25 protein-coding genes and 1 pseudogene are annotated in these 23,655 nt (G+C 63.6%); 12 read left to right on the top strand and 14 right to left on the bottom strand.

Annotated elements, in window-relative coordinates; all coding sequences use genetic code 11:
* Positions 1-27 precede the first annotated feature (27 nt).
* The 6 genes from ptsN to lptC form a co-directional block, all read right to left on the bottom strand.
* A complete protein-coding gene (gene ptsN, locus A3AU_RS0132890; protein ID WP_027056629.1) occupies positions 28-492 on the bottom strand; it encodes a PTS IIA-like nitrogen regulatory protein PtsN in 465 nt (154 codons plus the stop codon).
* A gap of 102 nt (positions 493-594) precedes the next feature.
* Positions 595-1,179: a ribosome hibernation-promoting factor, HPF/YfiA family gene (gene hpf / locus A3AU_RS0132885; protein ID WP_027056628.1), complete on the bottom strand. Its 585-nt coding sequence runs from the start codon at positions 1,177-1,179 to the stop codon at positions 595-597.
* 366 nt (positions 1,180-1,545) lie between these two features.
* The gene (rpoN, locus tag A3AU_RS0132880) at positions 1,546-3,072 is read right to left on the bottom strand and encodes an RNA polymerase factor sigma-54 (RefSeq protein WP_027056627.1); all 1,527 of its coding nucleotides are present in this window, start codon (positions 3,070-3,072) and stop codon (positions 1,546-1,548) included.
* 250 nt (positions 3,073-3,322) lie between these two features.
* Positions 3,323-4,141, bottom strand: a complete 819-nt coding sequence (gene lptB, locus A3AU_RS0132875; protein ID WP_027056626.1) for an LPS export ABC transporter ATP-binding protein — start codon at positions 4,139-4,141, stop codon at positions 3,323-3,325.
* On the bottom strand, positions 4,141-4,746 hold the full coding sequence (locus A3AU_RS0132870) for an LptA/OstA family protein (RefSeq protein WP_027056625.1): 606 nt from the start codon (positions 4,744-4,746) through the stop codon (positions 4,141-4,143). The genes lptB and A3AU_RS0132870 overlap by 1 nt, the downstream gene beginning before the upstream one ends.
* Positions 4,733-5,446 (bottom strand): LPS export ABC transporter periplasmic protein LptC, encoded by a 714-nt coding sequence (lptC, locus tag A3AU_RS0132865; protein ID WP_027056624.1) that lies wholly within the window; start codon positions 5,444-5,446, stop codon positions 4,733-4,735. Before lptC ends, A3AU_RS0132870 begins: the two co-directional genes overlap by 14 nt.
* Positions 5,447-5,804: 358 nt before the next feature.
* On the opposite strand from lptC, the gene sppA reads away from it, so the two are divergent.
* From sppA to lhpI, 4 genes are all read left to right on the top strand, one after another.
* Positions 5,805-6,761 (top strand): signal peptide peptidase SppA, encoded by a 957-nt coding sequence (sppA, locus tag A3AU_RS0132855; RefSeq protein ID WP_027056623.1) that lies wholly within the window; start codon positions 5,805-5,807, stop codon positions 6,759-6,761.
* Between the two features lie 80 nt (positions 6,762-6,841).
* A complete protein-coding gene (locus A3AU_RS0132850; RefSeq protein WP_006200394.1) occupies positions 6,842-7,126 on the top strand; it encodes an integration host factor subunit beta in 285 nt (94 codons plus the stop codon).
* A gap of 36 nt (positions 7,127-7,162) precedes the next feature.
* Positions 7,163-7,543, top strand: coding sequence for a DUF1049 domain-containing protein (locus tag A3AU_RS0132845; protein WP_027056622.1), 381 nt, complete (start codon positions 7,163-7,165; stop codon positions 7,541-7,543).
* A gap of 37 nt (positions 7,544-7,580) precedes the next feature.
* Complete coding sequence (gene lhpI, locus A3AU_RS0132840) at positions 7,581-8,546, top strand: bifunctional Delta(1)-pyrroline-2-carboxylate/Delta(1)-piperideine-2-carboxylate reductase (protein ID WP_027056621.1); 966 nt, start codon at positions 7,581-7,583, stop codon at positions 8,544-8,546.
* A gap of 1 nt (position 8,547) precedes the next feature.
* On the opposite strand, the gene A3AU_RS0132835 is transcribed toward lhpI, so the two are convergent.
* The 3 genes and pseudogenes from A3AU_RS0132835 to A3AU_RS0132825 form a co-directional block, all read right to left on the bottom strand.
* On the bottom strand, positions 8,548-8,982 hold the full coding sequence (locus A3AU_RS0132835; protein WP_027056620.1) for an EVE domain-containing protein: 435 nt from the start codon (positions 8,980-8,982) through the stop codon (positions 8,548-8,550).
* Positions 8,979-9,372 (bottom strand): annotated as a pseudogene (locus tag A3AU_RS1000000137165) (VOC family protein). Before A3AU_RS1000000137165 ends, A3AU_RS0132835 begins: the two are co-directional and overlap by 4 nt.
* A gap of 74 nt (positions 9,373-9,446) precedes the next feature.
* Complete coding sequence (locus A3AU_RS0132825; RefSeq protein ID WP_027056619.1) at positions 9,447-10,136, bottom strand: helix-turn-helix transcriptional regulator; 690 nt, start codon at positions 10,134-10,136, stop codon at positions 9,447-9,449.
* Between the two features lie 134 nt (positions 10,137-10,270).
* Here A3AU_RS0132825 and A3AU_RS0132820 point away from each other — a divergent pair, with 134 nt between their 5' ends.
* The 6 genes from A3AU_RS0132820 (at position 10,271) to olsB (ending at position 17,389) form a co-directional block, all read left to right on the top strand.
* Complete coding sequence (locus A3AU_RS0132820; RefSeq protein ID WP_027056618.1) at positions 10,271-11,356, top strand: RsmD family RNA methyltransferase; 1,086 nt, start codon at positions 10,271-10,273, stop codon at positions 11,354-11,356.
* 17 nt (positions 11,357-11,373) lie between these two features.
* Positions 11,374-12,231 carry a TrmH family RNA methyltransferase gene (locus A3AU_RS0132815; RefSeq protein WP_027056617.1) on the top strand — a complete coding sequence of 286 codons (858 nt, stop codon included), beginning with the start codon at positions 11,374-11,376 and terminating at the stop codon, positions 12,229-12,231.
* Positions 12,232-12,242: 11 nt separating this feature from the next.
* On the top strand, positions 12,243-12,755 hold the full coding sequence (lspA, locus tag A3AU_RS0132810; RefSeq protein ID WP_027056616.1) for a signal peptidase II: 513 nt from the start codon (positions 12,243-12,245) through the stop codon (positions 12,753-12,755).
* Positions 12,756-12,812: 57 nt separating this feature from the next.
* On the top strand, positions 12,813-13,802 hold the full coding sequence (gene acuI / locus A3AU_RS0132805; RefSeq protein WP_027056615.1) for an acrylyl-CoA reductase (NADPH): 990 nt from the start codon (positions 12,813-12,815) through the stop codon (positions 13,800-13,802).
* Positions 13,803-13,940: 138 nt separating this feature from the next.
* The gene (locus A3AU_RS0132800) at positions 13,941-16,226 is read left to right on the top strand and encodes a PAS domain-containing hybrid sensor histidine kinase/response regulator (RefSeq protein WP_027056614.1); all 2,286 of its coding nucleotides are present in this window, start codon (positions 13,941-13,943) and stop codon (positions 16,224-16,226) included.
* A 287-nt stretch (positions 16,227-16,513) separates the two neighbouring features.
* A complete protein-coding gene (olsB, locus tag A3AU_RS0132795; protein ID WP_032918601.1) occupies positions 16,514-17,389 on the top strand; it encodes a l-ornithine N(alpha)-acyltransferase in 876 nt (291 codons plus the stop codon).
* A gap of 66 nt (positions 17,390-17,455) precedes the next feature.
* Here the strand turns inward: olsB and A3AU_RS0132790 are convergent, their stop codons facing one another.
* Both A3AU_RS0132790 and grpE read right to left on the bottom strand, forming a co-directional pair.
* The gene (locus A3AU_RS0132790) at positions 17,456-18,094 is read right to left on the bottom strand and encodes a trimeric intracellular cation channel family protein (RefSeq protein ID WP_027056612.1); all 639 of its coding nucleotides are present in this window, start codon (positions 18,092-18,094) and stop codon (positions 17,456-17,458) included.
* Between the two features lie 110 nt (positions 18,095-18,204).
* Positions 18,205-18,837 (bottom strand): nucleotide exchange factor GrpE, encoded by a 633-nt coding sequence (gene grpE / locus A3AU_RS0132785; protein ID WP_027056611.1) that lies wholly within the window; start codon positions 18,835-18,837, stop codon positions 18,205-18,207.
* Positions 18,838-19,075: 238 nt separating this feature from the next.
* Between grpE and A3AU_RS0132780 the strand changes: the two genes are divergently transcribed.
* Entirely contained in the window at positions 19,076-19,276 is a 201-nt protein-coding gene (locus tag A3AU_RS0132780) for a hypothetical protein (protein ID WP_027056610.1), read from the top strand.
* 134 nt (positions 19,277-19,410) lie between these two features.
* Complete coding sequence (locus A3AU_RS0132775; protein WP_027056609.1) at positions 19,411-20,433, top strand: fatty acid desaturase; 1,023 nt, start codon at positions 19,411-19,413, stop codon at positions 20,431-20,433.
* A gap of 39 nt (positions 20,434-20,472) precedes the next feature.
* Here the strand turns inward: A3AU_RS0132775 and A3AU_RS0132770 are convergent, their stop codons facing one another.
* From A3AU_RS0132770 to A3AU_RS0132760, 3 genes are all read right to left on the bottom strand, one after another.
* Positions 20,473-21,093, bottom strand: coding sequence for a DJ-1/PfpI family protein (locus A3AU_RS0132770; RefSeq protein WP_027056608.1), 621 nt, complete (start codon positions 21,091-21,093; stop codon positions 20,473-20,475).
* A gap of 193 nt (positions 21,094-21,286) precedes the next feature.
* A complete protein-coding gene (locus A3AU_RS0132765; protein ID WP_027056607.1) occupies positions 21,287-22,894 on the bottom strand; it encodes a GMC family oxidoreductase in 1,608 nt (535 codons plus the stop codon).
* Positions 22,895-22,989: 95 nt separating this feature from the next.
* On the bottom strand, positions 22,990-23,523 hold the full coding sequence (locus A3AU_RS0132760) for a DUF934 domain-containing protein (protein WP_027056606.1): 534 nt from the start codon (positions 23,521-23,523) through the stop codon (positions 22,990-22,992).
* Positions 23,524-23,655: the final 132 nt, after the last annotated feature.

Raw genomic sequence — 23,655 nt, 5'->3', positions numbered from 1 at the left:
CCTTGGCGGTCACACTCAAAAATGGCGTCAGGCCGCGTGCGAGGCCTGGGTATCCGACAACAGCGCGTGGATCGCAGCGGCGTCGCGCGTGCCCCTGACCTTGGCCACCGTGTCGGCGTCGCGCAGCACGCGGGCAATGCGCGACAGGGCCTTCAGATGATCGGCGCCCGCCCCTTCCGGCGCCAGCAGCAGAAACACCAGGTCGACAGGCTGGTCATCCAGCGACTCGAAATCGACCGGCGTTTCCAGCCGGGCGAAAACGCCGGCGATGCGCTTCACGCCGGCGAGCTTGCCATGCGGAATGGCAATGCCGTTGCCGACACCGGTCGAGCCCAACCGTTCACGCTGCAGGATGGTGTCGAACACTTCCCTCTCCGGAATGCCCGAAATCGCCGCTGCCCGTTCGGACAGCAATTGCAGAAGCTGCTTCTTGGAGTTCGCCTTCAACGCCGGCAAAATCGCCGGAACGCTGATAAGATCGCTCAGATCCATGCTTGAAAATCCCTTGTTCGCCTGCCGTCACCAGTCCCCACCCCTCGTGCGGCTGGCTTTATCCCTGTGCGATCTCGGTCGTCACCTGTGCGACCTTGGTCGTCACGCTTGTGCGACCTTGGTCGTGGACGGGTCGATCCAGCCAATGTTTCCGTCGGGCCGGCGATAGACGATATTGAGATGGTCGGTTCCGGCGTTGCGGAAAACGAACACCGGGCTGTCCTTGTTATCGAGCTCGATTACCGCCGAGGCCACCGACATGGTCTTCAGCGTCATGGTTGATTCGGCGACGATGGCCGGTGCGAAATCCTCCGGGATATCCTCGTCGTCATCGGCAAGCGGCGCCATCACCGTATAGGCGATGTCGGTCAGATCGCCGTTGGCATTGCCGGAGTTGTGCGATTTGAGACGGCGCTTGTAACGCCGGAGCCGGGTCTCCAGCCGATCGGCCGCGGCCTCGAAGGCCAAGGTTGGGTCCTGGGCATCGCCGGTGGCCTGCAGCGAGGCGCCGGAATCCAGCCGGATCATGCAATCCGCCTGGTAGCGCGAGCCCGATTTGATGACGGTGACGTGTCCCGCAAAGCCGCGATCGAAATATTTGCCGATCGCTTCGCCGACACGATCGTTGATGCGTGTGCGGAACGCATCGCCGATATCCATGTGTTTTCCCGATATGCGCAGATTCATCTGAAAACTGACCTTCCTTGCTCAGGCTTCAAACTGGCCTGAGTTTATACTCGTGATCCGTGCGCACAAGCTTTGCGGCGTCACTCGCGCCGATTTAAATCCGAACTTTCCGGTTGATCGCAAGCCGCCTTTTTGACCGTCCCGAGGCCATTGTCGTGACGGACCATCCGCTAGCGGGCATCGGGCCCGTCTCATGCGGGCGGGCTTCTAGACACTTCCCCGCGGCTTGTCAATGAAGCTCGAAAGCTGTGGAAATGCCCGAGGCCTGGAGCAGTTCATCGTTTCAGGGAAACGTTGAACCGCTCCATCTCTTTGTCTTGACGCAATTCCTTCTGGAAAACCGCCTCACACTTCGCCGGAATTGCTTTAACGACCGGCGCTGGCAAGCGCCCGCTTTTCGCGCCGGCGCTGCACGGAAGACGGAATATTCATGCCTTCCCGGTACTTGGCGACCGTGCGCCGGGCGATATCGACGCCGCTCTCCTTGAGCATATCGACGATCGCGTCGTCGGAAAGGACATCGACGGGTTTCTCCTCGTCGATCAACTGCTTGATGCGGTCGCGCACCGCTTCCGAGGAATGCGCGTCGCCGCCGCCCGACGCGGCGATCGAGGCTGTGAAGAAATAGCGCAGTTCGAACACGCCGCGCGGGGTCAGTATGTATTTGTTGGCGGTGACGCGGCTGACGGTCGATTCGTGCATGCCGATGGCGTCGGCCACCGTGCGCAGGTTGAGCGGCTTCAGATGGCGCACGCCATGGACCAGGAACGCATCCTGCTGGCGCACGATTTCCGAGGCCACTTTGAGGATGGTCTTTGCCCGCTGGTCGAGGCTGCGCGTCAGCCAGTTGGCGTTTTGCAGGCACTCGGCCAGGAAATCCTTTTCCGCCTGATTCTTAGCGTGCGGCGAGACCTGGGCGAAATAGATATGGTCGACCAGCACGCGCGGCAGCGTTTCGGCGTTGAGTTCGACGGTCCAGCTGCCGTCATTGGCCGCGCGCACCTCGACATCGGCAACGATGGCGTCGCTGACGCCGCCCGAAAACGCCATGCCCGGACGCGGATCGAGTGCCCGGATCTCAGCCAGCATGTCGAGCAGATCCTCCTCGTCGACGCCGCAAATCCGCTTCAGCGTCTGGAAATCGCGCCGCGCCAGGAGTTCGAGATTGGCGACCAGGGCCTTCATCGCCGGATCGAGGCGATCGCGCGCCGCAAGCTGCAGTGACAGGCACTCGGCAAGGTCGCGGGCGAACAGGCCGGCCGGCTCGAACGTCTGGCACACCGCCAGCACCTTGGCCACGGTGGCAGCGTCGGTGCCAAGCCTTGCTGCGACCTCGGCCGGGTCCGCGCGCAGATAACCGGCCTCGTCGAGCCCGTCGGCAAGGTCGGCGGCGATCAGCCGCGCCACCGGTTCGGCGAAGGCAAGTGCGACCTGCTCGCCGACATGGTCGCGCAAGGTGATGGCGCCCGCTGCCATGTCACCGGCGTCAAGCCCCTCGGACGAGGAGCCGCCGCCATTGCCGGAAGCCGATTTCCATTGCGCCGTCAGGTCGGGTCCGAGCCGCTCGCTGGTGCCGGGATCATCGGGAAACAGGTTCTCAAGCGACGTATCGAGTTTTTCCGAGATCGCCTCTGCGCTCCATCCCGCCTCGTTCTCGAACCAGTCGCCATCGGCCGCCGCCTGCGGCTCCGCCTCGGTCTTCTGCGCCTGGTCGCTGGCGGCGTCGTCCTGCGGCTCGGCGCGCTCCAGAAGCGGGTTGCGCTCGATCTCCTCGTCGATGAAGTGCTCGAGCTCGACATGGGTGAACTGCAGCAGCCGAATCGACTGCATCAGCTGCGGCGTCATCACCAGCGACTGCGACTGTCGGAGTTGTAGTTTCGCCGCCAACGCCATGGTTCGGTTTCAAACGCCTCCTCTAGCGTCCGGACTTGCCGCAAATGAATTTCGCGGCTGGCCATAGAAACTGGCCCGGCTTTTGCTTGTCAAGGCAAAGCCTAGCAAAAGCCGCTTACCGGAGCGTTATCCCGGAGCAAAATCGCCGAAAATCAGGCCGTCACACCCAAAAAATCGTGTCAGGAAACAAATTTCACGCCCAGGGCAAAATCCCGGAAGCGGTCCCGCCGTCCGCGATTGCATGGAAAAGTCAGAGCGTAAAACCCTCGCCGAGGTAAAGACGCCGCACATCTGGATTTGCCACCACTTCGTCGGCGCGGCCATGGGTCAGCACCTGACCGGCATGGATGATGTAGGCGCGGTCGATCAGCCCGAGCGTCTCGCGCACATTGTGGTCGGTGATGAGGACACCGATCCCGCGCGCCGTCAGGTGACGAACTAGCTGCTGGATATCGGCGACCGCAATCGGATCGATGCCGGCGAAAGGCTCGTCGAGCAGCATGTAGGCCGGGCGAGTCGCCAGCGCGCGCGCGATTTCCAGGCGCCGCCGCTCGCCGCCGGAGAGCGACATGGATGGCGCCTTGCGCAGATGGCTGATGTGGAATTCCTCGAGCAGTTCGTCGAGACTGCGCTCGCGCGCCTTGCGGTCCTGTTCGACCACTTCGAGCACCGCGCGGATATTCTGCTCGACATTGAGGCCGCGAAAGATCGACGCCTCTTGCGGCAGGTAGCCGATGCCGAGACGCGCACGGCGGTACATCGGCATCGAGGTGACGTCGAAGCCGTCGATCTCGATCGTGCCTTCATCCACCGGCACCAGGCCGGTGACCATGTAGAAACAGGTCGTCTTGCCGGCACCGTTGGGGCCGAGCAGCCCGACGGCTTCGCCGGCACGCACGCCCAGCGTGACGCCACTGACCACCTTGCGGCCCTTGTAGCTCTTGGTCAGGCCCTTGGCGATCAAGGTTCCCTTGAACTTCGCCTTGTCGACGTTGATCGTGGCCGGAGCCGAAACCTTAGCCGCGGCTCGTCCCGGAAGACGCGCCGTCAGCGATGACAGGCTGGCCATCAGGGGTTCGTCGCTCCCGATTTCGGCGCATCCGATTTCGGCGGCGGCGTGATCGACATCTGGACGCGCTGCCCGGCGCATGGATCAACCTGGGCCAGCCCGCTTTTCATCTGGACGGTCAGCTTGCAGCCGACCAGGACGTTGTCGTTTTGCGAAAGGACGACCTTCTTGCCTGAAAGCACCAGCACCTGGCTCTTCATGTCGAAGCTTCCTTGATCACCGGTAGCTACCTGCTGATCCGACTTGATGTAGACCTTGTCGGAGATCTCCAGATGGTCGATGTTGGCCGAGCCGGTCATCGCCGCGCCGGCAGCTTCCGTGCCCTTGGCCGCCGCATTCGGATCCTTGATGTAGTAGACCATCATCTTGCCGGCCTTCATCAGCGTCGGTCCCTGGACGACGGTGACATTGCCCGTGAAGATGGCGACATTTTCCGCCTGCCGGACTTCCAGCTTGTCGCTTTCGATCTGGATCGGCTTGTCGCCCGCCAGTTTGAGGCCCGACACCTGACTGGTGGCGCCGGACTGCGCCAGCGACGGCGCAAGGCCCAGCAGAAGCAACGCCGAAGTTGCGGCCGCAAGCCGTGTCGAACTATTGAGCCACATTCGCTTCTTTGCCCTCTGCCTCAGCCGCCTTCAGAGCGGCAGGATCGATGTTGACGCGCACCCTGTTCTCGAACACCAGGACCTTGCCATTGTCCTGGACCGTCAGGGAATTCGCAGTGATCTGTGACCCGCCACGGCTGACATCGACGGGATCATCCGTCTTCATAGTGCCTTTGCCCATGTCGAGGAAGACCGATTTGAACTTGGCTTGCATGCCGTCGGTCGTGGTGATGATGACGTCGCTGGTCATTTTCATCGTATTGCCGTTGCGATCATAGGTACCGCGCGAGGCCTTGATCGCAGCGACATTGTCCGGCCCGACCGGCACCTTGGCATCTATCCCTTCGAGTTCGATGATGCCTTGCGTGCTGACATCCTGTATCGCCCGCAGGGCGGTCATCGAATAGGGCTGCTTCTGCTTGGTGAACCCGTTGAGCTTGGGGTTGGCCATCACCAGCTTGCCGTTGGAAAAGGCGGTGCCTTCCGACTGCACCGCCACGGAGACGGGTGCGGCCAGATAGGAATAGACCGGGAAGGCGACTGCGATCAGCGCCGCGGCCAGCGGCACGGCGAATTTGAGCACGCGCACGCGGCGCGAATGGCGCTGGGCACGGTCGAACGCTTCGCCCCGCGTCCAGCCATCCGCCGGGGGAGCCAACTCCGTCTCCGGGCTGGTCGGTTCATTGGATCGCGCTAACATGACTGCTTTCTTCTAGCCCCCTGCCCGCCAGGAAGCACCGCCTATAGGTGGGGGGCCGGTGCCTTCAGGCAAGCACAAGCCCACGAAAACCGCAAAAATGTGACAACTGTGGTTGAACAAACGAAAACGAGGTCGGCACAACAACCGGTACTTCATAGCAGAAATGGGCACGCCTGCGCCGTTTTTTCATCGCCGCCTTTCCTCCCTTATCTCGCGTCCCTTGCGCGGGCCAGTCACAAAACAGACAGCGCCGGGATCGCGGCGGGCGGATTGCCGCGCCATCGGCAAGACGGAACCGCTTCCCGATGCGTTCATCATGGTCTAAAAGCGTCTCTTCCCGCCGACCGTGAGGCTGACCATGGCATTGAGAGCCGACGACCTGATCGACCGCCGCCGCTTGCGGCGCAAGCTGACATTCTGGCGTGTTGCGGCCATCGGCATCGTCGCGCTCGGAGTGATTGCGCTGTCGGCCTGGTTCTATCGCGACGATCTCGGCGGCTCGTCCGTCGACCATATCGCCAAGGTCAGGATCGAAGGCACGATCACCGAGGACGAGGAACTGATCAAGCGCCTGGAGGACATCCGCAAGTCGTCGAAGGTGAAGGGCGTGATCCTGGCGATCGATTCACCCGGCGGTACGACTGTCGGCGGTGAATCGATCTATGAGGAAGTGCGCAAGGTGGCAGCCGACAAGCCGGTCGTGGCCGAAGTCGGCACGCTCGCCGCGTCGGCGGGTTACATGATCGCCAGCGCCGCCGATCACATCGTCGCCCGCAAGACCTCGATCGTCGGCTCGATCGGCGTGCTGATCCAGTACCCCGACGTCAGCGGCCTGATGGACAAGCTTGGCGTCAAGCTGGAGGAGGTGAAATCCTCGCCGCTCAAGGCCTCGCCCTCTCCCTTCAAGCCGACCAATGACGACGAGCGCGCCATGGTCCGCAAGCTTATCCTCGACAGCTACGACTGGTTTGTCGGCATTGTCGCCGAACGCCGCAAGATGACCCGCGAACAGGCACTGGCGCTTGCCGACGGGTCGATCTTCACCGGCCGCCAGGGTGTCGCCAACGGGCTGATCGACGCCGTCGGCGGCGAGACCGAGGCGATCGACTGGCTGGCGACCAAGGGTGTCGACGCCAAGCTCAAGGTGGTTGAATGGAAGGACACCGACCGGCGCGGCAGCTTCCTGTGGTCGAAAGCCATGGTGAAAATGGTCGGCAGCGCACTCGGCCTGCCGGACTCCAGCGGCGATGTCATCCACGAACTTGGCGCCGACCGCTTGTTTCTTGACGGCCTCGTTTCCGTCTGGCACCCTTGAGTGCGGTTTGGGACAGCTGAAAAAGCCAATAAAATCATCCTCATAATTTTGACCGCACTGCTTTCACGGGGACACGTCTGATGATCAAGTCCGAACTTGTGCAGATTATTGCCACGCGCAATCCGCATCTTTTCCTGCGCGACGTCGAAAACATCGTCGGCGCGATCTTCGACGAGATCACCGACGCCCTTGCCGAAGGCAATCGGGTCGAGTTGCGCGGTTTTGGTGCTTTTTCGGTGAAAAACCGACCCGCCCGCACCGGCCGCAACCCGCGCACCGGAGAATCCGTCGAGGTCGAGGAGAAATGGGTGCCGTTCTTCAAGACCGGCAAGGAACTGCGCGAAAGGCTGAACGGCGGCAAGTAGGCGCGGTCTCAGCGCCGGCTTCCGACGGAAAACATAATGCTCAATCGTTTCATGCTCATCGTGGTCTTCGTGCCTCTTGCGATCATCCTGATCGCGCTCGCCGTCGCCAACCGCGAACTCGTCGCCTTCACGCTGGACCCTTTCAATCCCGGCAATCCGAAGCTGACGCTCACCTTGCCGCTGTTCATTTTCCTGTTCCTGGCGCTCGCCATCGGCATGATCGTCGGCAGCCTGGCGACCTGGGTCAAGCAGGGCCGCTACCGCAAGCTGGCGCGCCAGCGCGGCGTCGAGGCGGAAAACCTGCGCCAGGCGGTCAGCCGCGCGCCGGCGGCGCCACAGGGGCCAGCCCAAGGATCAGCTCAGGGACTGAGCCAAGGATCGGCCCAAGGATCGGCATTGCCAAAGCCGACCAATTGATGAGCCGGCCGGCGCCTTTTCTTCCACGGAGCTTGTCATGCTGACCATTTCGGCCGCCGAGGTCGATCATGCGCTGACCTTCCCCGGATTGGTCGAGACGTTGCGCACGGCTTTCCGTGACGGCGCCGTACAGCCCGTCAGGCATCATCACGCGGTCGAGCGGCCGGATGGTGCGGCCTCGACCTTGCTGCTGATGCCGGCATGGACCGATTTCAACGCCGCCGGCAGCTCGGCCGGTGGCCATATCGGCGTCAAGATCGTCACCGTCTCGCCCGACAACAACGCCATCGGCAAGCCGGCGGTGATGGGGCTCTATCTCCTGCTCGATGGCAGCACCGGCGAACCGGAAGCCCTGATCGACGGCCAGCGCCTCACGCAGTGGCGCACCGCCTGCGCGTCGGCGCTGGCGGCGTCCTACCTGGCCCGCGACGATGCCTCGCGGCTGCTCGTGGTCGGCGCCGGCGCGCTGGCGCCGTTCCTCGCCAAGGCGCATTGCGCGGTGCGGCCGATCAAGACCATCCGCATCTGGAACCGCACCTTGGCAAACGCCGAGAAGGTCGCGGCCGATTTGCGCGCGGAAGGTTTCGCGGCCAGCGCCGCGACCGATCTCGATACCGAGCTTGGCGACGCCGACATCGTCTCCTCGGCCACGATCTCCACGACGCCACTGATCAAGGGAGCACTGTTGCGGCCGGGAACCCATGTCGACCTGGTCGGCGGCTTTACACCAACGATGCGCGAAAGCGATGATGACGCGATCACGCGTGGCCGCGTCTATGTCGACACCCGCGCCGGCGCCACCAAGGAGGCCGGCGACATCGTCCAGCCGCTGGCCTCCGGCCTGCTGAAGCCGGACGCCATAGTCGCCGATTTGCACGAACTGGCGCGCGGCCAGAAGAAAGGCCGCCAGAGCCCCAACGAGATCACGCTGTTCAAATCGGTCGGCGCGGCACTCGAGGACCTCGCCGTCGGTATTGCCGTTTATGACGCGCTGAAAGCGTAGTCTAACTCGCCGTCTCCATTCCTGCGCCCATCGCGTCGGCGATCAGACGAAAATCGTGATCGGTGATTTCGAACAGGCCGAAGCGCAGCTGATATCCCCAGTTCGACTTGCCAGCTGTGAAGGCCAGTTCTTCGAGCAGCGGCTTGATCGGCGCTTCCTGCGCAGGTGCCCAGTCGACGTCGCGCCGGAACGGGGTGAAGCCGCCGCCCATATCGCCCTGATAGGGTTCGCCTTCCCGCACGGTGCCGATTGCCGTGAAGGCCTGCAGGCCATCCTTTTCACCGAGAATTGTAGTCGGCGAATAATAGACGATGCCGTCGCCGGGCTTGATGCGGCGCAGCGGCGCCGCCTTGCCGTGGTTGACCTGCATGAAGCCGTCCCTGCGGCCGCGCCGGACGTGCTCGGCCGATGCGACCGCGATCCAACACGCGCTCATTTCTGTTCCCCATTGGCCTGTTTCCCATCGGACAGCCAGTAGACACGCAGGCGGTGACTGTCAGGATCGAGCGCGACGAAAGTGCGGCCGAAATCCAGATCGGTCGGCGTCTGCAGGATCTTAAGGCCGCGGCCGGACCAGTCGGCATGGGTGGCGTCGACCGCATCAGACGTCTCCATTGCGAACACGATCTCGCCGCCGCCACCCGTCGCGGCCGCCGCCGGTTCGACCGTATGACGCGACCAGAGGCCGAGCTTGAAGCCGTTGTCGAGCACGAACAGCACGAAGGTCGGCGCGCTTTCGGCCGGCTCGCGTCCGAGCAGGGCGCTGTAGAAGGCACCGCTCCGCAATGGCTGGTCGACAGAGGATGACGAAATTCGGGGTGGTCATGTCTGCTCTCCAAAGGTCAGCGTTTCGATGCGCTGAACCTAGAGCAGGCTACTGTCAGATTCTGGCAGTAGCCGTCATGACTCACGCGGCTTGTCGAACGTCGCCCGCCATTCCTTGAGCAGCACCTGGCGGCGGCGCGGATAGCGCGTCTCGGTGGCGTTGAGGCCGGATATGCGATCGGCGCGAAAATGCCGGAAATCCTGCCGCATCTCGCACCACGCCACCACCACCCGCACCTTGTCGAAGAAACCGAGCGCAAACGGCCAGACCACACGCTGTGACGCGGCACCGCCGGCGGTCTGGTAGAGAAAACCGATCTTGCGTTCGTTGCGGATGGCCTGCCGAACGGTGCCGAGATCGATGCCCTCGATGGCTTGCGCCGATGGCCCGACCAGCAGCGTCGAGGCATCGAGATCTTCACGCAGATCGTCCGGCAGCACGGCCGCGATCTTGGCCAGCGCATTGACGGCGGCGGCGGAAAGACGCCGGTCCGGCTGCCTGGCGACCCAGCGTGAGCCGAGCACGATGGCTTCGATCTCCTCGTCCGAGAACATCAGCGGCGGCAGCATGAAGCCGGGCTTCAGCACGTAGCCCAGACCCGCCTCGCCCTCGATCGGCGCGCCCTGCCCCTGCAGCGTGGCGATGTCGCGGTAGAGTGTGCGGATCGAAATCCCGAGCTCAGCGGCCAGCAGCTGCCCGCTCACCGGCCGGCGATGCCGCCGCAGGCACTGAATGAGGTCGAGCAGGCGTTCGGAGCGGGACATCCAGCAGATTTGCCTGTTTCTTTGACATCGGTCCATCTCTGACCGACATGAGCATTAGAACGGCCGCAGCGGACTTGGTTGCGAAGCCGGTTGCCCTATGCCAAAAGCGGCACGCCGCTCGGAGATGCTCCCGCTTGAAGTCTTTTCGCGACAAACGCCGCGACAACCGCCCGCCCGCGAAAGGCGGAACCGCGGAATTGCGTCCGAACGAGCCCCGTGGAGCCGCACGACCGGATGCCAGGCCGCGCGAGCGGCATGAGACCAGAACCGATGATCGCGCCGAACCGAAATCCGCACCCCGCATCCTCGCCCGCCGCGAAGGGTCACTGCCAGCCGAGCAGCTTCCGGTAATCCTCGAAGTGGCGCCCAACGCCGATTATGCGCTGCTCGACAGCGGCACCGGCCAGAAACTCGAACGATATGGACCCTACCGCATCGTGCGGCCCGAGGGCCAGGCAATCTGGCAGAAGGCCTTGCCGGCGAGGGACTGGGAACGCGTCGACGCCATCTTCACCGGCGACACAGACGAGGAAGGCATCGGACGCTGGCGCTTCCCGAAAGCGCCGCTCGGCGAAACCTGGCCGATGAAGCACGACGGCATCGACTATCTCGGCCGCTTCACCTCGTTTCGCCACGTCGGCGTCTTTCCCGAACAGGCCTCGCACTGGGGCCATATGGCGGGCTTGATCGCGGCGGCCAGGCGGCCGGTCAAGGTGCTCAACCTGTTCGGCTATACCGGCCTTGCCTCGCTGGTGGCGGCCCGCGCAGGTGCCGAGGTCACTCATGTCGATGCCTCGAAGAAGGCGATCGGCTGGGCGCGTGAAAACCAGCAGATGGCCGGGCTCGGCGGCAAGCCGATCCGTTGGATCGTCGACGACGCGGTGAAATTCGCCGAGCGCGAGGAGCGCCGCGGCAGCCGCTACGACATCGTGCTCTTCGATCCGCCGGCCTATGGTCGCGGTCCCAAGGGCGAGGTCTGGCAACTGTTCGAGGACCTCCCGGCATTGACCGATCTATGCCGGGCGATCCTGACGCCGAAACCGCTTGCCGTGGTGCTGACCGCCTACTCGATCCGCGCCTCCTTCTTCGCCATCCATGCTCTGATGCGCGACACCTTTGCCGGTATGGGCGGCAGGGTTGAATCGGGTGAGCTGATCATCCGCGAAAAGTCCGCCGGCCGGGCGCTTTCGACCTCACTGTTTTCGCGTTGGTTGGCCTGAATGCCCGGGAGTCCCGAATGAACGAACGGCACGTCGGTGCACCCGGCCAGGTGAAGGAAGTCACCAGCCTCGCCAATCCGCTGATCAAGGACATCAAGGCGCTCGCCCTGAAGAAATTCCGCGACCAGCAGAACGCCTTCATGGCCGAGGGGCTGAAGCTGGTCATCGATGCGCTCGACCTCGGCTGGCAGATCAGGACGCTGGTGTTTGCCAAGGCCGGGCGTGGCAATGCCGCGGTGGAAAAGGTCGCGGCGCGCACGGTTGCCGCCGGCGGCACGGTGCTCGAAGTGTCGGAAAAAGTGCTTGTCGCCATCACCCGCCGCGACAATCCGCAGATGGTGGTCGGTGTCTTTACGCAGAAATTCCTGGCCCTGAAGGACATCCGCGCCGACAATGGCGATGTCTGGGTGGCGCTCGACCGGGTGCGCGATCCCGGTAATCTCGGCACCGTCATCCGTACCGTCGATGCCGTCGGCGCCAAGGGCGTCATCCTGGTCGGCGACACCACCGATCCGTTTTCCGTGGAGACGGTGCGCGCCACCATGGGTTCCATTTTCGCCGTGCCGGTGGCGAGGGCAAATACCGAGGCGTTCCTTGCCTGGCGCGGCGGGTTTTCAGGTCTGGTCGCCGGCACGCATCTGAAAGGAGCCGTCGACTACCGCTCGGTCGATTTTTCCCGTGGGCCGGTGCTGTTGATGATGGGCAATGAGCAGCAAGGCCTGCCCGAAAGCCTGGCGGCGAGCTGCGACAGGTTGCTCAGGATTCCGCAAGCGGGCCGTGCCGATTCGCTCAATCTCGCCGTCGCCACCGGCATCATGCTGTTCGAGATCCGGCGCGGCGCGCTGAAGCTTGAACCGATCGCCGACCAACAATGAAGGTTGCCGCCTTGAGATCATGGTCCCCCTACGCCCTTCTCGTCGTCGCGGCCATCGCGCTCGATCAGTGGATAAAGCATCTGGTCGAGACCGGCCTGCCCTTTCAGGAAAAGCTCGATCTGGTCCCGTTCCTGGCGCTGTTTCGCACCTACAACACCGGCATCGCCTTCTCGATGTTCTCCTCCTTCGGCGACACCGGCCTGGTGGTCATCGCCGCGCTGGTCGTCGCTTTCGTGCTCTACCTTGCCACCCACACGCCGTCAGGCCATGTCGTCGCCCGTATAGGCTTTGCCCTGATCATCGGCGGTGCGCTGGGCAATCTGATCGACCGCGCCGTCTACGGCCACGTCATCGACTACATCCTGTTCCACACGCCGGTCTGGTCCTTTGCCGTCTTCAACCTCGCCGACGCCTTCATTTCCGTGGGCGCGGCTCTTGTCGTCTTCGACGAACTCATCGGCTGGCGGCGCGAGCCCAAACCTTCGAACGCCACGCCTTCCAAAGCCAAGCCTTCCAAAGATTGACCGCGCGCGGCCATCGCCGCACAGTCCAGGACGCCAAGCAAGCTCGCGGAGAAAAAGATGTCGCAAACCTTCAAAGCCATTCTCGTCTCGCGCGACGCCGACAAGAAGCAGTCGGTCGCCGTGACGGATCTGACCGAAGCCGACCTGATGGAGGGTGACGTCACCGTCGCGGTCGAGGCAACGACGGTGAACTACAAGGATGGACTGGCCATATCAGGCAAGGCGCCGGTGGTCCGCCGCTGGCCGCTGGTGCCGGGCATCGACTTTGCTGGCACGGTCATCTCGTCCTCCAATCCCGACTGGCGCAAGGGCGACAAGGTCATCCTCAACGGCTGGGGTGTCGGCGAGACGCATTTTGGCGCCTATGCGGGGCGTGCCCGAGTCAAGGGCGACTGGCTGGTGCCACTGCCGGAGGGCATCAGCGCGCATGACGCCATGGCGGTCGGCACCGCCGGCTACACCGCCATGCTCAGCGTCATGGCGCTGGAGCGTCACGGCATCCTGCCCGATCGCGGTCCGGTCGTGGTGACGGGTGCGGCCGGCGGCGTCGGTTCGGTCGCGGTCTCCATCCTGTCCAGCCTCGGTTACCACGTCATTGCCTCGACCGGGCGCAATGCCGAAAGCCCCTATCTGATCAACCTCGGCGCCGCCGAGGTGATCTCGCGCGACGAACTGAGCCAGCCGGCCAAGCCGCTGGCCAAGGAACGCTGGGCGGGCGGGATCGATTCGGTCGGCAGCCACACACTGGCCAATGTGCTGTCGATGACCTCCTATGGCGGCGCGGTCGCGGCCTGCGGTCTGGCCGGCGGCATGGATTTGCCGTCGAGCGTCGCCCCCTTCATCCTGCGCGGCGTCTCGCTTCTTGGTATCGATTCGGTGATGGCGCCGAAGGCCGTTCGCCTCGAGGCTTGGCGGCGCATCGGCGCCGATCTCGACCTGGAGAAGCTCGCCAGCCTATCCACGACCATTGGTTTCGACGGCATCATCGATGCCGCGCGCGACATCGTCGACGGCAAGATCCGCGGTCGCGTCGTCGTCGACATGTGAGTTCGCCAGGCCGGAAGGTTGGCGGAATTGACACTCTGCGACGACAAATCGGGCGCCGCGGGCAAAAAGCGGCGCATCCGCTAAAATTCGAACGATCCGCCGCAATTTTCCATAATCTCTCTCTGCCAAGGGTTTCGCATGATCGCGGAATCCGACAGCCAGCAGGTGGACAAGGGCGACGACGTCGACGCAGTTGCCGTGCCGGCGCCGGGACGGCGGTTTATCGCCGCGCCGCCGCTGGTGCCCGAGCAGCAATTGGTCAGACGGGAAGGCCTGCCGCCGCTCACCTTCGTTGCCATCATGATCCTGGCGGGCCTTGCGTATCTCACTGGGGCGCCAATCTTCATCAGTCTCGCATTGCTGGCAACCGGCCTCGCCGGCCTGGGAATGCACCTGCATGCCAGACGCCGCGTCCACCGGACCGTGGTGCTGCTCGACGAGACCACCGCTCGCAGCCGCGCTGAGATCGAGACGCTGGCCGACCGCATGTGGGAAATGCAGGAAAGCGAGGAGCGCTTTCGCGGTCTCATCGACGCGCTTGGCGATCTCGTCATCCACCGCGACCGTGACGGCTACATCGTCTATGCCAACAAGGTATTCGCCGATCTCGTTGAAACCGATCCGCGCGATCTTGCCGGCAAGACGCTGGCCGAACTCGGCATCGAGGTCGGCATCGTTCCCGACGCCGCCTTTTCCGACCACGAGTGCCTGAGTTCCACCGATGTCGCCATCCGCGCGCCGGGCGGCTCGCGCTGGTTCTCCTGGATCGAGCTTTCGGTGCGCGAAAAGGACAGCGGTGCGGTTTCGCATCGCGCCATCGCCCGCGACATCACCGCCCGCAAGCGCGCCGAATCCTCGCTGATCACCGCGCGCGAACGGGCCGAATACGCAAGCCAGGCCAAATCGCGCTTTCTCGCCACCGTCAGCCATGAAATCCGCACGCCGATGAACGGCATCATGGGCATGGCGAGGCTGCTCGCCGACACCAGCCTGTCGCCGGAACAGCAGACCTATGTCGGTGCCATCTCGACCTCGGCCAGTGCCTTGCTCGCCCTGATCGAGGACCTGCTCGACTATTCCAAGATCGAGGCCGGTCGCTTCGACCCGGAACCGCAACCGATGTCGGTGCGCGAGATCGCCGACAACATCATCGAATTGCTCGCCGCGCGCGCCTTCGCCAAGGGTATCGGCCTCGGCTGCCACGTCGAGCCGGATGTACCGCAATTGATCACCGCCGATCCGGGCCGGGTCCGTCAGGTGCTGCTCAACCTGATCGGCAATGCCATCAAGTTCACCGACGGCGGCGGCGTGCTGGTCAGCGTCGCGCGCGCCCGCACCGAAAACAGCGACCGCATCTGCTTCACCATTACCGACACCGGGCCCGGCCTGCGCGACGAGGACATGGAGCGCATCTTCGAGGAGTTCGAGCAGGCCGACGGCACCTCGACGCGCGCGCATGGCGGAGCGGGGCTGGGGCTTGCCATTTCCAAGCGCCTGGTGGCTGCCATGGGCGGCACGATTTCGGTCTCCAGCCGGCTTGGTCAAGGCTCGGAATTCGTTTTCGAGATCCCGGCCAGGGAGGCCACCGAGGCGCCACAGGGCCGGCAGAACGCGCTTGCCGGCAGGCACGCGGTAATCCTCTCCAGGAATGCCGTCGAGGCCGAGGCCATCGCCCGCACCATCCGTGCCAATGGCGGTACCGCCGGTATTGCCAGCACCATGGCGCAGGCGGCGCCGCTGGCCGAGGGCTGCGACGCGCTTCTCGTCGATGCGGCCATGGAAGAGAGTGACGGAAGGCTGCTCAAGCGGTTGCGCCAAAGCGGTTTTTCCGATTGCGAAGCCATCACCCTGATCGCGCCGACCGACCGCGGCATGCTCGGCGAGTTCCGCGCCAGCGGCTACGCGACTTTCCTGGCTCGACCGGTGCGCGGGGGGACACTTTTGCGTGTGCTTTTGACCAGCCATGCATCGGCCCTCGCTCAGCCGCAGCCGGAGAAGCGCCGTGCCCCGGCCAGTGCCTCGAGCGGCCGCCAGCAGGGCTTGTCCGTGCTGATCGCTGAAGACAACGACATCAATGCCATGCTGGCCCGCGCCACGCTGTTGAAGGCGGGGCACCGCGTCACGGTGGTCGGCAACGGCAAGGCCGCGGTCGAGGCCGTCACCAGTGCCGGGCACAAGCACCGCTTCGACGTGGTGCTGATGGATCTGCATATGCCGGTCATGGACGGTCTGGACGCCATTGCCGCGATCCGCCGCCATGAGGAGGAAATATCCGCGCCGCCGGTGCCGATCATGGTGCTTTCGGCCGACAGCCAGGAAAAGACCCGCCATACGGTGCTTGCCCACGGCGCCTCCGGCTTCGTCACCAAGCCGCTCGACCCCGACGCCCTGGTCAACGCCGTCGAGGGCCAGGCCGCCGCTTGAGCGGCCTGTTTTCAGGTGCAAGGCTGCCCTATGTCGATCAAAAATTGTCGCGGTTTTGCCGCGACGGCACGCATGAAAACGAGAAACTGAAGCGGCTCGTGCGGATCGGTGCAAACGCGACGCGCTTGCTTTTTCCTGACCCAACGTAGCCGGTTGACCGTTTTCGCCAGCCGACGAAGTATTGCCCGCGACGCCGTATCACGGTACTGTCATAATCCTGTTGCACCTACACCGTATCCCCGTGCCAAGAGGGATGGCTCGAAGGAGAATCACTCGTGCATACAGTTATGCCTGAATGTGACACTCGGCCGAACGCCGGCAGCGCCTTGCTTGCCGGACGTAATGTCGATTGCGTCATAAAAGGCGCAGCGCTCGGCCGTATCGGCAATCTCGAAGTGCGGCTCGCCCGCAACGAGGCCGAGATCGCGGCGGCGCAGGAAGTGCGCTACCGGGTATTTTATGACGAGCTTGGCGCCAGGAAGGACCTGTTCCAGGCGCAGGACCGCCGCGACGCCGACCGGTTCGATCCGCTTTGCGACCATCTGCTGGTGCTGGACACGACGCTTTCCGGTCCCGAACACCGCCGTATCGTCGGCACCTATCGCCTGCTGCGGCAAGAAATCGCGGCCACCGCCGGCGGCTTCTATTCAGAAGGCGAATTCGAGCTGACCAAGCTCATCGCCCGCCATCCCGGCCAGCGTTTTCTTGAGCTCGGACGTTCCTGCGTTTTGCCGGAATACCGCTCGAAGCGCACCATCGAGGCGCTTTGGCAAGGCATCTGGGCCTACATCAACCACTACGAAATCGGCGTGATGACCGGCTGTGCCTCCTTCCATGGCACCGTGCCGGCGGCGCATGCCGAGGCGCTCACCTATCTCGCTCATCACTGCCGCACCAACTCCGCCTGGGACGTGCGTGCGGTGTCGGGGCGCTATTGTTCCATGGACCTGATGCCTATCGAGGCGGTCAACACCAAGGCGGCGATCGCGGCGATGCCACCTCTGGTCAAGGGCTATCTGAGGGTTGGCGCCCGCATCGGCGACGGCTGCGTCATCGACCGCGAATTCTCGACCGTCGACGTCTTCGTGGTGATGCCGGTCAAGGAGATCGGTGCCCGCTACGTCAACTATTATGGCGGCGAAGCGCAGCGTTTCGCCGCATAGCGAGTAGCGAGGGCTCCGCGGCAATCTTGCTGGCCGTCATGCCCTATTCGCTATTCGCTTTCCTTTTCACGGAATGTCTTCAGGCCTTCTTCCCGGCCGGCTTTTGTACGACGGAAACGACCAGCCGAGACGCAGCGCGCCGCCGCGCACAACGAACGCCACGACGAAGCCGGCCAAGCCCGAGACAATCTGCGGCAATCCGGCAACGTCGCCCAGCGTGAAGATGGCGGCGCCGGCCAGGGCGGCCGTGACGTAGATTTCGGGCCTCAGCAGCACCGACGGCTCGCCCGCCAGGAGATCGCGCAATATGCCGCCGAAGGTCGCGGTCAGCATGCCTGTGATGATCGAAACCACCGGCGAACCGGTGATTGCCAGCCCCTTGGCCGCGCCCATCACAGAAAACGCGGCGAGGCCGATGGCATCGAGCCACAAAAGCAGCTTGTAGCGGGATTCGACGCGGTGCGCGGTGAAGAAGACCAGGACCGCCACCACCGCGCAGATCAGCACATAGTCGCGGTTTCCCACCCAGAAGACAGGCACATTGAGGATGAGATCGCGAAACGTGCCGCCGCCAATACCGGTGACACTGGCCAGGAACAGGAACCCGATAATGTCGAGCTGCTTGCGCGACGCGGCCAACGCCCCGGTCGCCGCAAAAACGGCGACGCCGGCGTAGTCGAGAAGGGCGATGGGGTTAAAGGGCATGAGGCAGTAGGGATTAGGAATTAGGAATTAGGAATGGGGCATATGCATAGCACGAAGCCGCGCGATTGATACGACTGCCTATTTCCCTACTGCCTACTGCCTAATCCCTATCAAGCATCCTTCTCCGCCTGCTCGTTGACCGGCCCCGGCTCGACCGGCGCCTCGGCGGCAATCTTCGGGCCGCCCTTGGCGACGCCCACCATGGCCGGCCGCAGCACGCGCTCTCCGATCGAATAGCCCGGTTGCACCACCTGGATGACAGTGCCGGCGGGAACCTCCGGATTAGGAATCTCGAACATGGCCTGGTGGAAGTTCGGATCGAACTTCTCGCCTTCCGGCGTCAGTTTCTTGACCCCGTGCCGTTCCAACGCCGACAGCATGGCGCGCTCGGTCAGGTCGACGCCTTCGATCAGCGCCTTGAAGCCGGCGTCGCCAGACGCCTTGGCCTCGGCGGGGATGGCGTCCAGCGCGCGGCGCAGATTGTCCGACACCGACAGCATGTCGCGGGCGAAATTCGCAACCGCATAGGTGCGCGCGTCGTGCACGTCGCGCGCGGTGCGGCGCCGCAGGTTCTCCATCTCCGCCGCTACGCGCAGCGCGCGGTCCTTCAGCTCTTCATTTTCCTTCAACAGCCGCACAAGCGCTTCATAATCGCCGTCAATGCCGCCTTCCGTGCGCTCGGCATTGGCCTCGGCCGCCTCGGCTTCACTGGGCGCGCGTTCGTCTTTTGCCTGGTCGCTCATCGCCGTTTCCCGTCATCTTGAATGGTATGGATTTTGTGCCCGATATCGAGGTTTGGCGGTCAAAAATCAAGGGGCAAGCCACCATTGAAGCTTTGACCGGACCTGGAAGGCGATCAATGGGGATGCCTCGATTTTAATTCAAATTTTACCGTGCTTGCCAGCTTGGCTTGCCACGGAAGCGTGATGGGGGAACCATTCCCTTGCTGGAGGAGTTTTGGAGCCGACACAGGATTTTGAAATGATGACCCGCGACAAGGCTGAAAAAGGAGAAAGGCTCGCCGCCGAAGTCAGGCGCCAGTTCGGTGCCGAGGCGATGACGCGCTTTCTGCGCACCTTGCCGGCTTTCCGTGCGGAAGCCGACATTCCCAATCGCTTCAGGGAATTGCTTGACCATCTCGATCGGATGGAGAGCAAAAGCCTTGGCGGCGGTCGCCGATAGGCAGCCGACCGGTCAATCGCCGCCTCTCAGGACGCAAGGAGCGGTTCAAAATCGTCTTTCGCGCGACAATTACGCACAGTAATTTTACGTGATGGTCGCCTTGCGGCGGCCACACGCCCCGCCTATGATTCCTGATGAACATGATTTCCCCCGACGCGGCCGCCAACAGCAAGCGTGCCTGGCTGAAGATTCTGGCACGCTACAAGAAGCCGGACCGGCGACGCAGCGCCGTCGAACTCGCCATCACCCTCATTCCGTTCGCCACGCTCTGGGCCATGTCCGCGGCGGCCTATGCCTATGGCCATTGGTGGGGACTGATCCTGGTTCTTCCGGCGGCCGGGTTCCTGGTGCGCATCTTCATGATCCAGCACGATTGCGGCCATGGCTCCTTCTTCGCCAACCGCTACGCCGACGACTGGATCGGCCGCGCGCTCGGCGTGCTCACACTGACGCCCTACGATTGCTGGCGGCGCGCCCACGCGACACATCATGCCAGCGCCGGCAATCTCGATGAGCGCGGTATGGGCGACATCAGGACGCTGACGGTTGCCGAGTACAGGCAATTGTCCTGGCGCGGGCGCCTTGGCTATCGTCTCTATCGCCACCCGCTGGTGATGTTCGGTCTTGGACCGATCTGGCTGTTCATCTTCTCGCAAAGGCTGCCGATCGGCATGATGCGCGGCGGCTTGACGCCTTGGGTGTCATCGATGACCACCAATCTCGCCATCGCGCTTGCGGCGGCCCTGCTTATCTGGGCCGTCGGCCCGGGTGCGTTCCTGGTCGTCCACTTGCCGATCGTCGTTCTCGCCGGTTCGGCCGGCATCTGGCTGTTCTACGTCCAGCACCAGTTCGAGGAGACGGAATGGGCGAAGGATGACGACTGGGAATTCCAGCATGCCGCCCTGCACGGCTCGTCCTATTACGACCTGCCGCCGGTGCTGAACTGGTTCACCGGCAATATCGGCGTCCACCACGTCCATCACCTCTCCGCCAAGGTGCCGGGCTACCGGCTGCAGGAAGTGCTGCGGGATTATCCGGAACTGCGTGGCATTGGCCGCGTCACGCTGCTCGACAGCCTGCGCTGCGTCAAACTGGCCTTGTGGGACGAAAACCGCCGTAAGCTGGTGTCGTTCCGCGAGGCACGCGCCTTGGCGTAGAAAGCCTGCCGCGCCATGGCGCGGCAGCTTGCCATCGGATCAAGCCGCCTGGCGCTCGTCACGCATCAGGATTTCGCCGTGACGGATTTCGGTACCCAGCACCTTCAGGCATTCGCGGATGAAGTTGGACAGGCCAGGCCAGCCCTTGGCTGAAACGAGATTGCCGTCGACATGGGCGCCGGTCGGCGCGACGTCGATGTAGATGCCGCCGGCCAGCGTCACTTCCGGCTCGCAATAGTGCAGCGCCGCCACTTCCCTGCCGCGCACCACGCCGTCGACCGCGATCAGGATCTGCACGCCATGGCAGATGGTGAAGATCGGCTTGCCCGCCTCGTGGAAATGCCGCACCAGGGCCTGCACCCGCTTGTCGATGCGGATGTATTCGGGGCCGCGCCCGCCCGCCGCATAGACGGCGTCATATTTGGCCACGTCCACTTCGGAGAACGTCTTGTTGAGGATGTAGTCGTGGCCGGGCTTTTCCGTGTAGGTCTGGTGGCCTTCGAAATCATGCAGCGAGGTCTTCAGCACCTCGCCCGCCTTCTTGTCCGGGCAGACGACGTGCACGGTGTGGCCGACGGCGTGCATGGCCTGTTCAAAGACGAAAATCTCATACTCCTCGCTGAACTCGCCAACGAGCATCAATATCTTCTTGCCAGCCATTCCCGGTTCCTCCCTTGTGGCCATATTTATTTCTGGTCACGAAATAATACCCGTATCCTAGGGGGCGGATGTCAAAAGGAAAAGCATAAATCGCACAATTGGTCCGACCAGCCTGATTTGCGATCGGCAAAAGACGACACACAACCCTCCCTGGTGGACGAAAACAGCACCTCTGGTTCGACCAAAATATCAGTCAGGCAGCCGCCTTGATCATGTCGGCCGCCTTTTCGGCGATCATGATCGTCGGCGCATTGGTGTTGCCGCCGATCAGCGTCGGCATCACCGAGGCGTCGACGACCCGCAGCCCTTCAAGCCCGTACACCCTGAGTTCAGGATCGACCACGGCCATGTCGTCGACGCCCATCTTGCAGGTGCCGACGGGGTGATAGATGGTGTCGGCGCGAGCCCTGATATGCAACATCAAGTCAGCGTCGCTGGAAACGCCGGCGGTGTAGATTTCCTTGTCGCGATATCTGGCCAGCGCCGGCGCCTCCAATATGGCGCGCATCATTCTGGCGCCCTTGAGCAACAGGTCGGCATCGCGCTGGTCGGACAGAAAACGCGGATCGATGCGCGGTGGCGCCAGCGGGTCCGGTGACGACAGCCCCACCTCGCCGCGCGAATGCGGACGCAGCACACAGACATGGCAGGAAAAGCCGTAGCCCATATGCAGCTTGCGACCATGATCGTCGACGATGGCGATGCAGAAATGCAGTTGCAGGTCCGGCCGGTCGATCGCCGGATCGGATCTGAGGAAAGCGCCACCTTCGGCGTAGGGCGTCGCGATCATGCCACCGCCATCCTTGCGCCAGCGCAGCATGTGCCGCAACAGGCCGGGCAGGCCGCGCAGGCCGATGCCCATCATGTCGGCATTCCTAGACGTCCAGCCCATGATGAAATCGAGATGATCCTGCAGGTTCTTGCCGACGCCTGGCAGTTCGTGCGCAACCGCAATGCCATGCGCGGCAAGCTCGACCGCCGGACCGATCCCGGACAGCAGCAGGAGCTGAGGCGAGCCGAAGGCTCCGCCACAGACGATGACCTCGCGCCGGGCCTTCGCGATGGCCTCGCTTTTGCCCTTGCTATAGCGCACGCCCGTAGCCCGCTTGCCGTCAAGGACGACGCCGGTGGCACGCGCTCCAGTGATGACGGTGAGGTTCGACCGGCTCATCGCCGGGTGCAGATAGGCGGCCGCAGCCGAACAGCGCTCGCCATTGCGGCGCTCACCCCAGAATTGCGTGACCTGGTAAAGCCCGGCACCTTCCTGCTCGATGCCGTTGAAATCATCATTGCGGCGTATCTGGTTTTCGCCGCAGGCCTCGACAAAGGCCCTGGAGAGTTCACGCGGATCCTGCTGCTCGGCGACCCGTAACGGCCCATCGTCACCGTGCAGCGCGTCAGCCCCGCGCTGGTTGCCTTCGGCGCGGCGGAAATAGGGCAGCACCTCGTCCCATGACCAGCCGCTGCAGCCTAGTTCGGCCCATCCGTCGTAGTCGCTGCGATGGCCCCTGACATAAAGCATGGCGTTGATGGCACTGGAGCCACCCAGCGCTTTGCCGCGTGGCTGGTAGCCCTTGCGGCCGCCGAGACCTTGCTGCGGCACCGTGTCGAAGGCCCAGTTGTTGATCTTCGGTCGGCCCGGCAGCAGTGCGATCACCCCCGCAGGAGCGCGAATCAGAAAATCCTTGCCCTCGCCGCCGGCTTCGATCAGGCAGACCGTCTTCGAAGGGTCTTCGGAAAGCCGTGAAGCAAGCGCGCAACCGGCCGACCCGCCGCCTGCGATGACATAGTCGAAAGCCATGGTTTCCTCCTCGCGCCCGGCGGATGTTTCCGTCCGGACAGCCAAGAGAAGGCCTGATCAGAGCTGATGTAAAGACGCGCTCGATTACCGCTGCGTCAGCTCTCGCGAACGCGCCGCCAAGAATATTTCGGCCCTTTTGGCTCCGCCACGGCGGTCGGCTGGTAATAAAGACCCAGCCCGCCGGTGCGGCCCTCTTCCAGGCGCTTCAACAGCACCGGGTTCGAGATCTCGAACTCATCGAAGCCCAGCCGCAGCATATGCGGCAACGGGTCGACCAGCACCTGGCCGGTGGCGCGAACGACGCCTTCGAAATGATAGCGGCTACGCAGCAGCTCAGCCTTGGAGAAGGAGCGGCCGTCGCTGAAGGCCGGGAAGACCAGCGCCACCAGCGACAGCTGGTCGAGCAGGTCGGCGATCTTCTCGAGCTGGTCGCCGGGCTGCAGTACCACGCCGAGCCGCTCCTTGGCGGACCGGCGCACCTCCGGATCAAGACCGAGGAATGCCTGCAACGGCAGGATGAAGCGGCCATTGCCCGAAAGCGCGTCCGCACTTTCGGCGTGAGCCCATTCGTCCTCGCGAAAACCCTCCGGGGTCCAGAGCCGGGTCTCCGGTGTCGTCGTTTCAGTCATAAAAGGTCCTAAATATTCAAACGAGCCAAGGACGTGTTGAGATTCAGGTCAGGCTGCGCCGAAAATGGCGGCTTCCGAGAACCGGAGCGGAGCGTACTTGAACTACGTCAGCACCGGAAGCGTAGGAAGCTG

Source organism: Mesorhizobium erdmanii USDA 3471 (assembly GCF_000472705.1).
Classification (GTDB): Bacteria; Pseudomonadota; Alphaproteobacteria; order Rhizobiales; family Rhizobiaceae; genus Mesorhizobium; species Mesorhizobium erdmanii.
The sequence above is the reverse complement of the archived record's forward strand: the minus strand, read 5'-3'. Positions and strand labels throughout refer to the sequence as shown.

Bases quoted from the DNA above. Each gene is read 5' to 3' on its own strand.
- ptsN (WP_027056629.1), bottom strand. From the start codon at position 492: ATGGATCTGAGCGATCTTATCAGCGTTCCGGCGATTTTGCCGGCGTTG.
- hpf (WP_027056628.1), bottom strand. From the start codon at position 1,179: ATGAATCTGCGCATATCGGGAAAACACATGGATATCGGCGATGCGTTC.
- rpoN (WP_027056627.1), bottom strand. From the start codon at position 3,072: ATGGCGTTGGCGGCGAAACTACAACTCCGACAGTCGCAGTCGCTGGTG.
- lptB (WP_027056626.1), bottom strand. From the start codon at position 4,141: ATGGCCAGCCTGTCATCGCTGACGGCGCGTCTTCCGGGACGAGCCGCG.
- A3AU_RS0132870 (WP_027056625.1), bottom strand. From the start codon at position 4,746: ATGTGGCTCAATAGTTCGACACGGCTTGCGGCCGCAACTTCGGCGTTG.
- lptC (WP_027056624.1), bottom strand. From the start codon at position 5,446: ATGTTAGCGCGATCCAATGAACCGACCAGCCCGGAGACGGAGTTGGCT.
- sppA (WP_027056623.1), top strand. From the start codon at position 5,805: ATGGCATTGAGAGCCGACGACCTGATCGACCGCCGCCGCTTGCGGCGC.
- A3AU_RS0132850 (WP_006200394.1), top strand. From the start codon at position 6,842: ATGATCAAGTCCGAACTTGTGCAGATTATTGCCACGCGCAATCCGCAT.
- A3AU_RS0132845 (WP_027056622.1), top strand. From the start codon at position 7,163: ATGCTCAATCGTTTCATGCTCATCGTGGTCTTCGTGCCTCTTGCGATC.
- lhpI (WP_027056621.1), top strand. From the start codon at position 7,581: ATGCTGACCATTTCGGCCGCCGAGGTCGATCATGCGCTGACCTTCCCC.
- A3AU_RS0132835 (WP_027056620.1), bottom strand. From the start codon at position 8,982: ATGAGCGCGTGTTGGATCGCGGTCGCATCGGCCGAGCACGTCCGGCGC.
- A3AU_RS0132825 (WP_027056619.1), bottom strand. From the start codon at position 10,136: ATGTCCCGCTCCGAACGCCTGCTCGACCTCATTCAGTGCCTGCGGCGG.
- A3AU_RS0132815 (WP_027056617.1), top strand. From the start codon at position 11,374: ATGAACGAACGGCACGTCGGTGCACCCGGCCAGGTGAAGGAAGTCACC.
- acuI (WP_027056615.1), top strand. From the start codon at position 12,813: ATGTCGCAAACCTTCAAAGCCATTCTCGTCTCGCGCGACGCCGACAAG.
- A3AU_RS0132800 (WP_027056614.1), top strand. From the start codon at position 13,941: ATGATCGCGGAATCCGACAGCCAGCAGGTGGACAAGGGCGACGACGTC.
- olsB (WP_032918601.1), top strand. From the start codon at position 16,514: ATGCCTGAATGTGACACTCGGCCGAACGCCGGCAGCGCCTTGCTTGCC.
- A3AU_RS0132790 (WP_027056612.1), bottom strand. From the start codon at position 18,094: ATGCCCTTTAACCCCATCGCCCTTCTCGACTACGCCGGCGTCGCCGTT.
- grpE (WP_027056611.1), bottom strand. From the start codon at position 18,837: ATGAGCGACCAGGCAAAAGACGAACGCGCGCCCAGTGAAGCCGAGGCG.
- A3AU_RS0132780 (WP_027056610.1), top strand. From the start codon at position 19,076: ATGATGACCCGCGACAAGGCTGAAAAAGGAGAAAGGCTCGCCGCCGAA.
- A3AU_RS0132775 (WP_027056609.1), top strand. From the start codon at position 19,411: ATGAACATGATTTCCCCCGACGCGGCCGCCAACAGCAAGCGTGCCTGG.
- A3AU_RS0132770 (WP_027056608.1), bottom strand. From the start codon at position 21,093: ATGGCTGGCAAGAAGATATTGATGCTCGTTGGCGAGTTCAGCGAGGAG.
- A3AU_RS0132765 (WP_027056607.1), bottom strand. From the start codon at position 22,894: ATGGCTTTCGACTATGTCATCGCAGGCGGCGGGTCGGCCGGTTGCGCG.
- A3AU_RS0132760 (WP_027056606.1), bottom strand. From the start codon at position 23,523: ATGACTGAAACGACGACACCGGAGACCCGGCTCTGGACCCCGGAGGGT.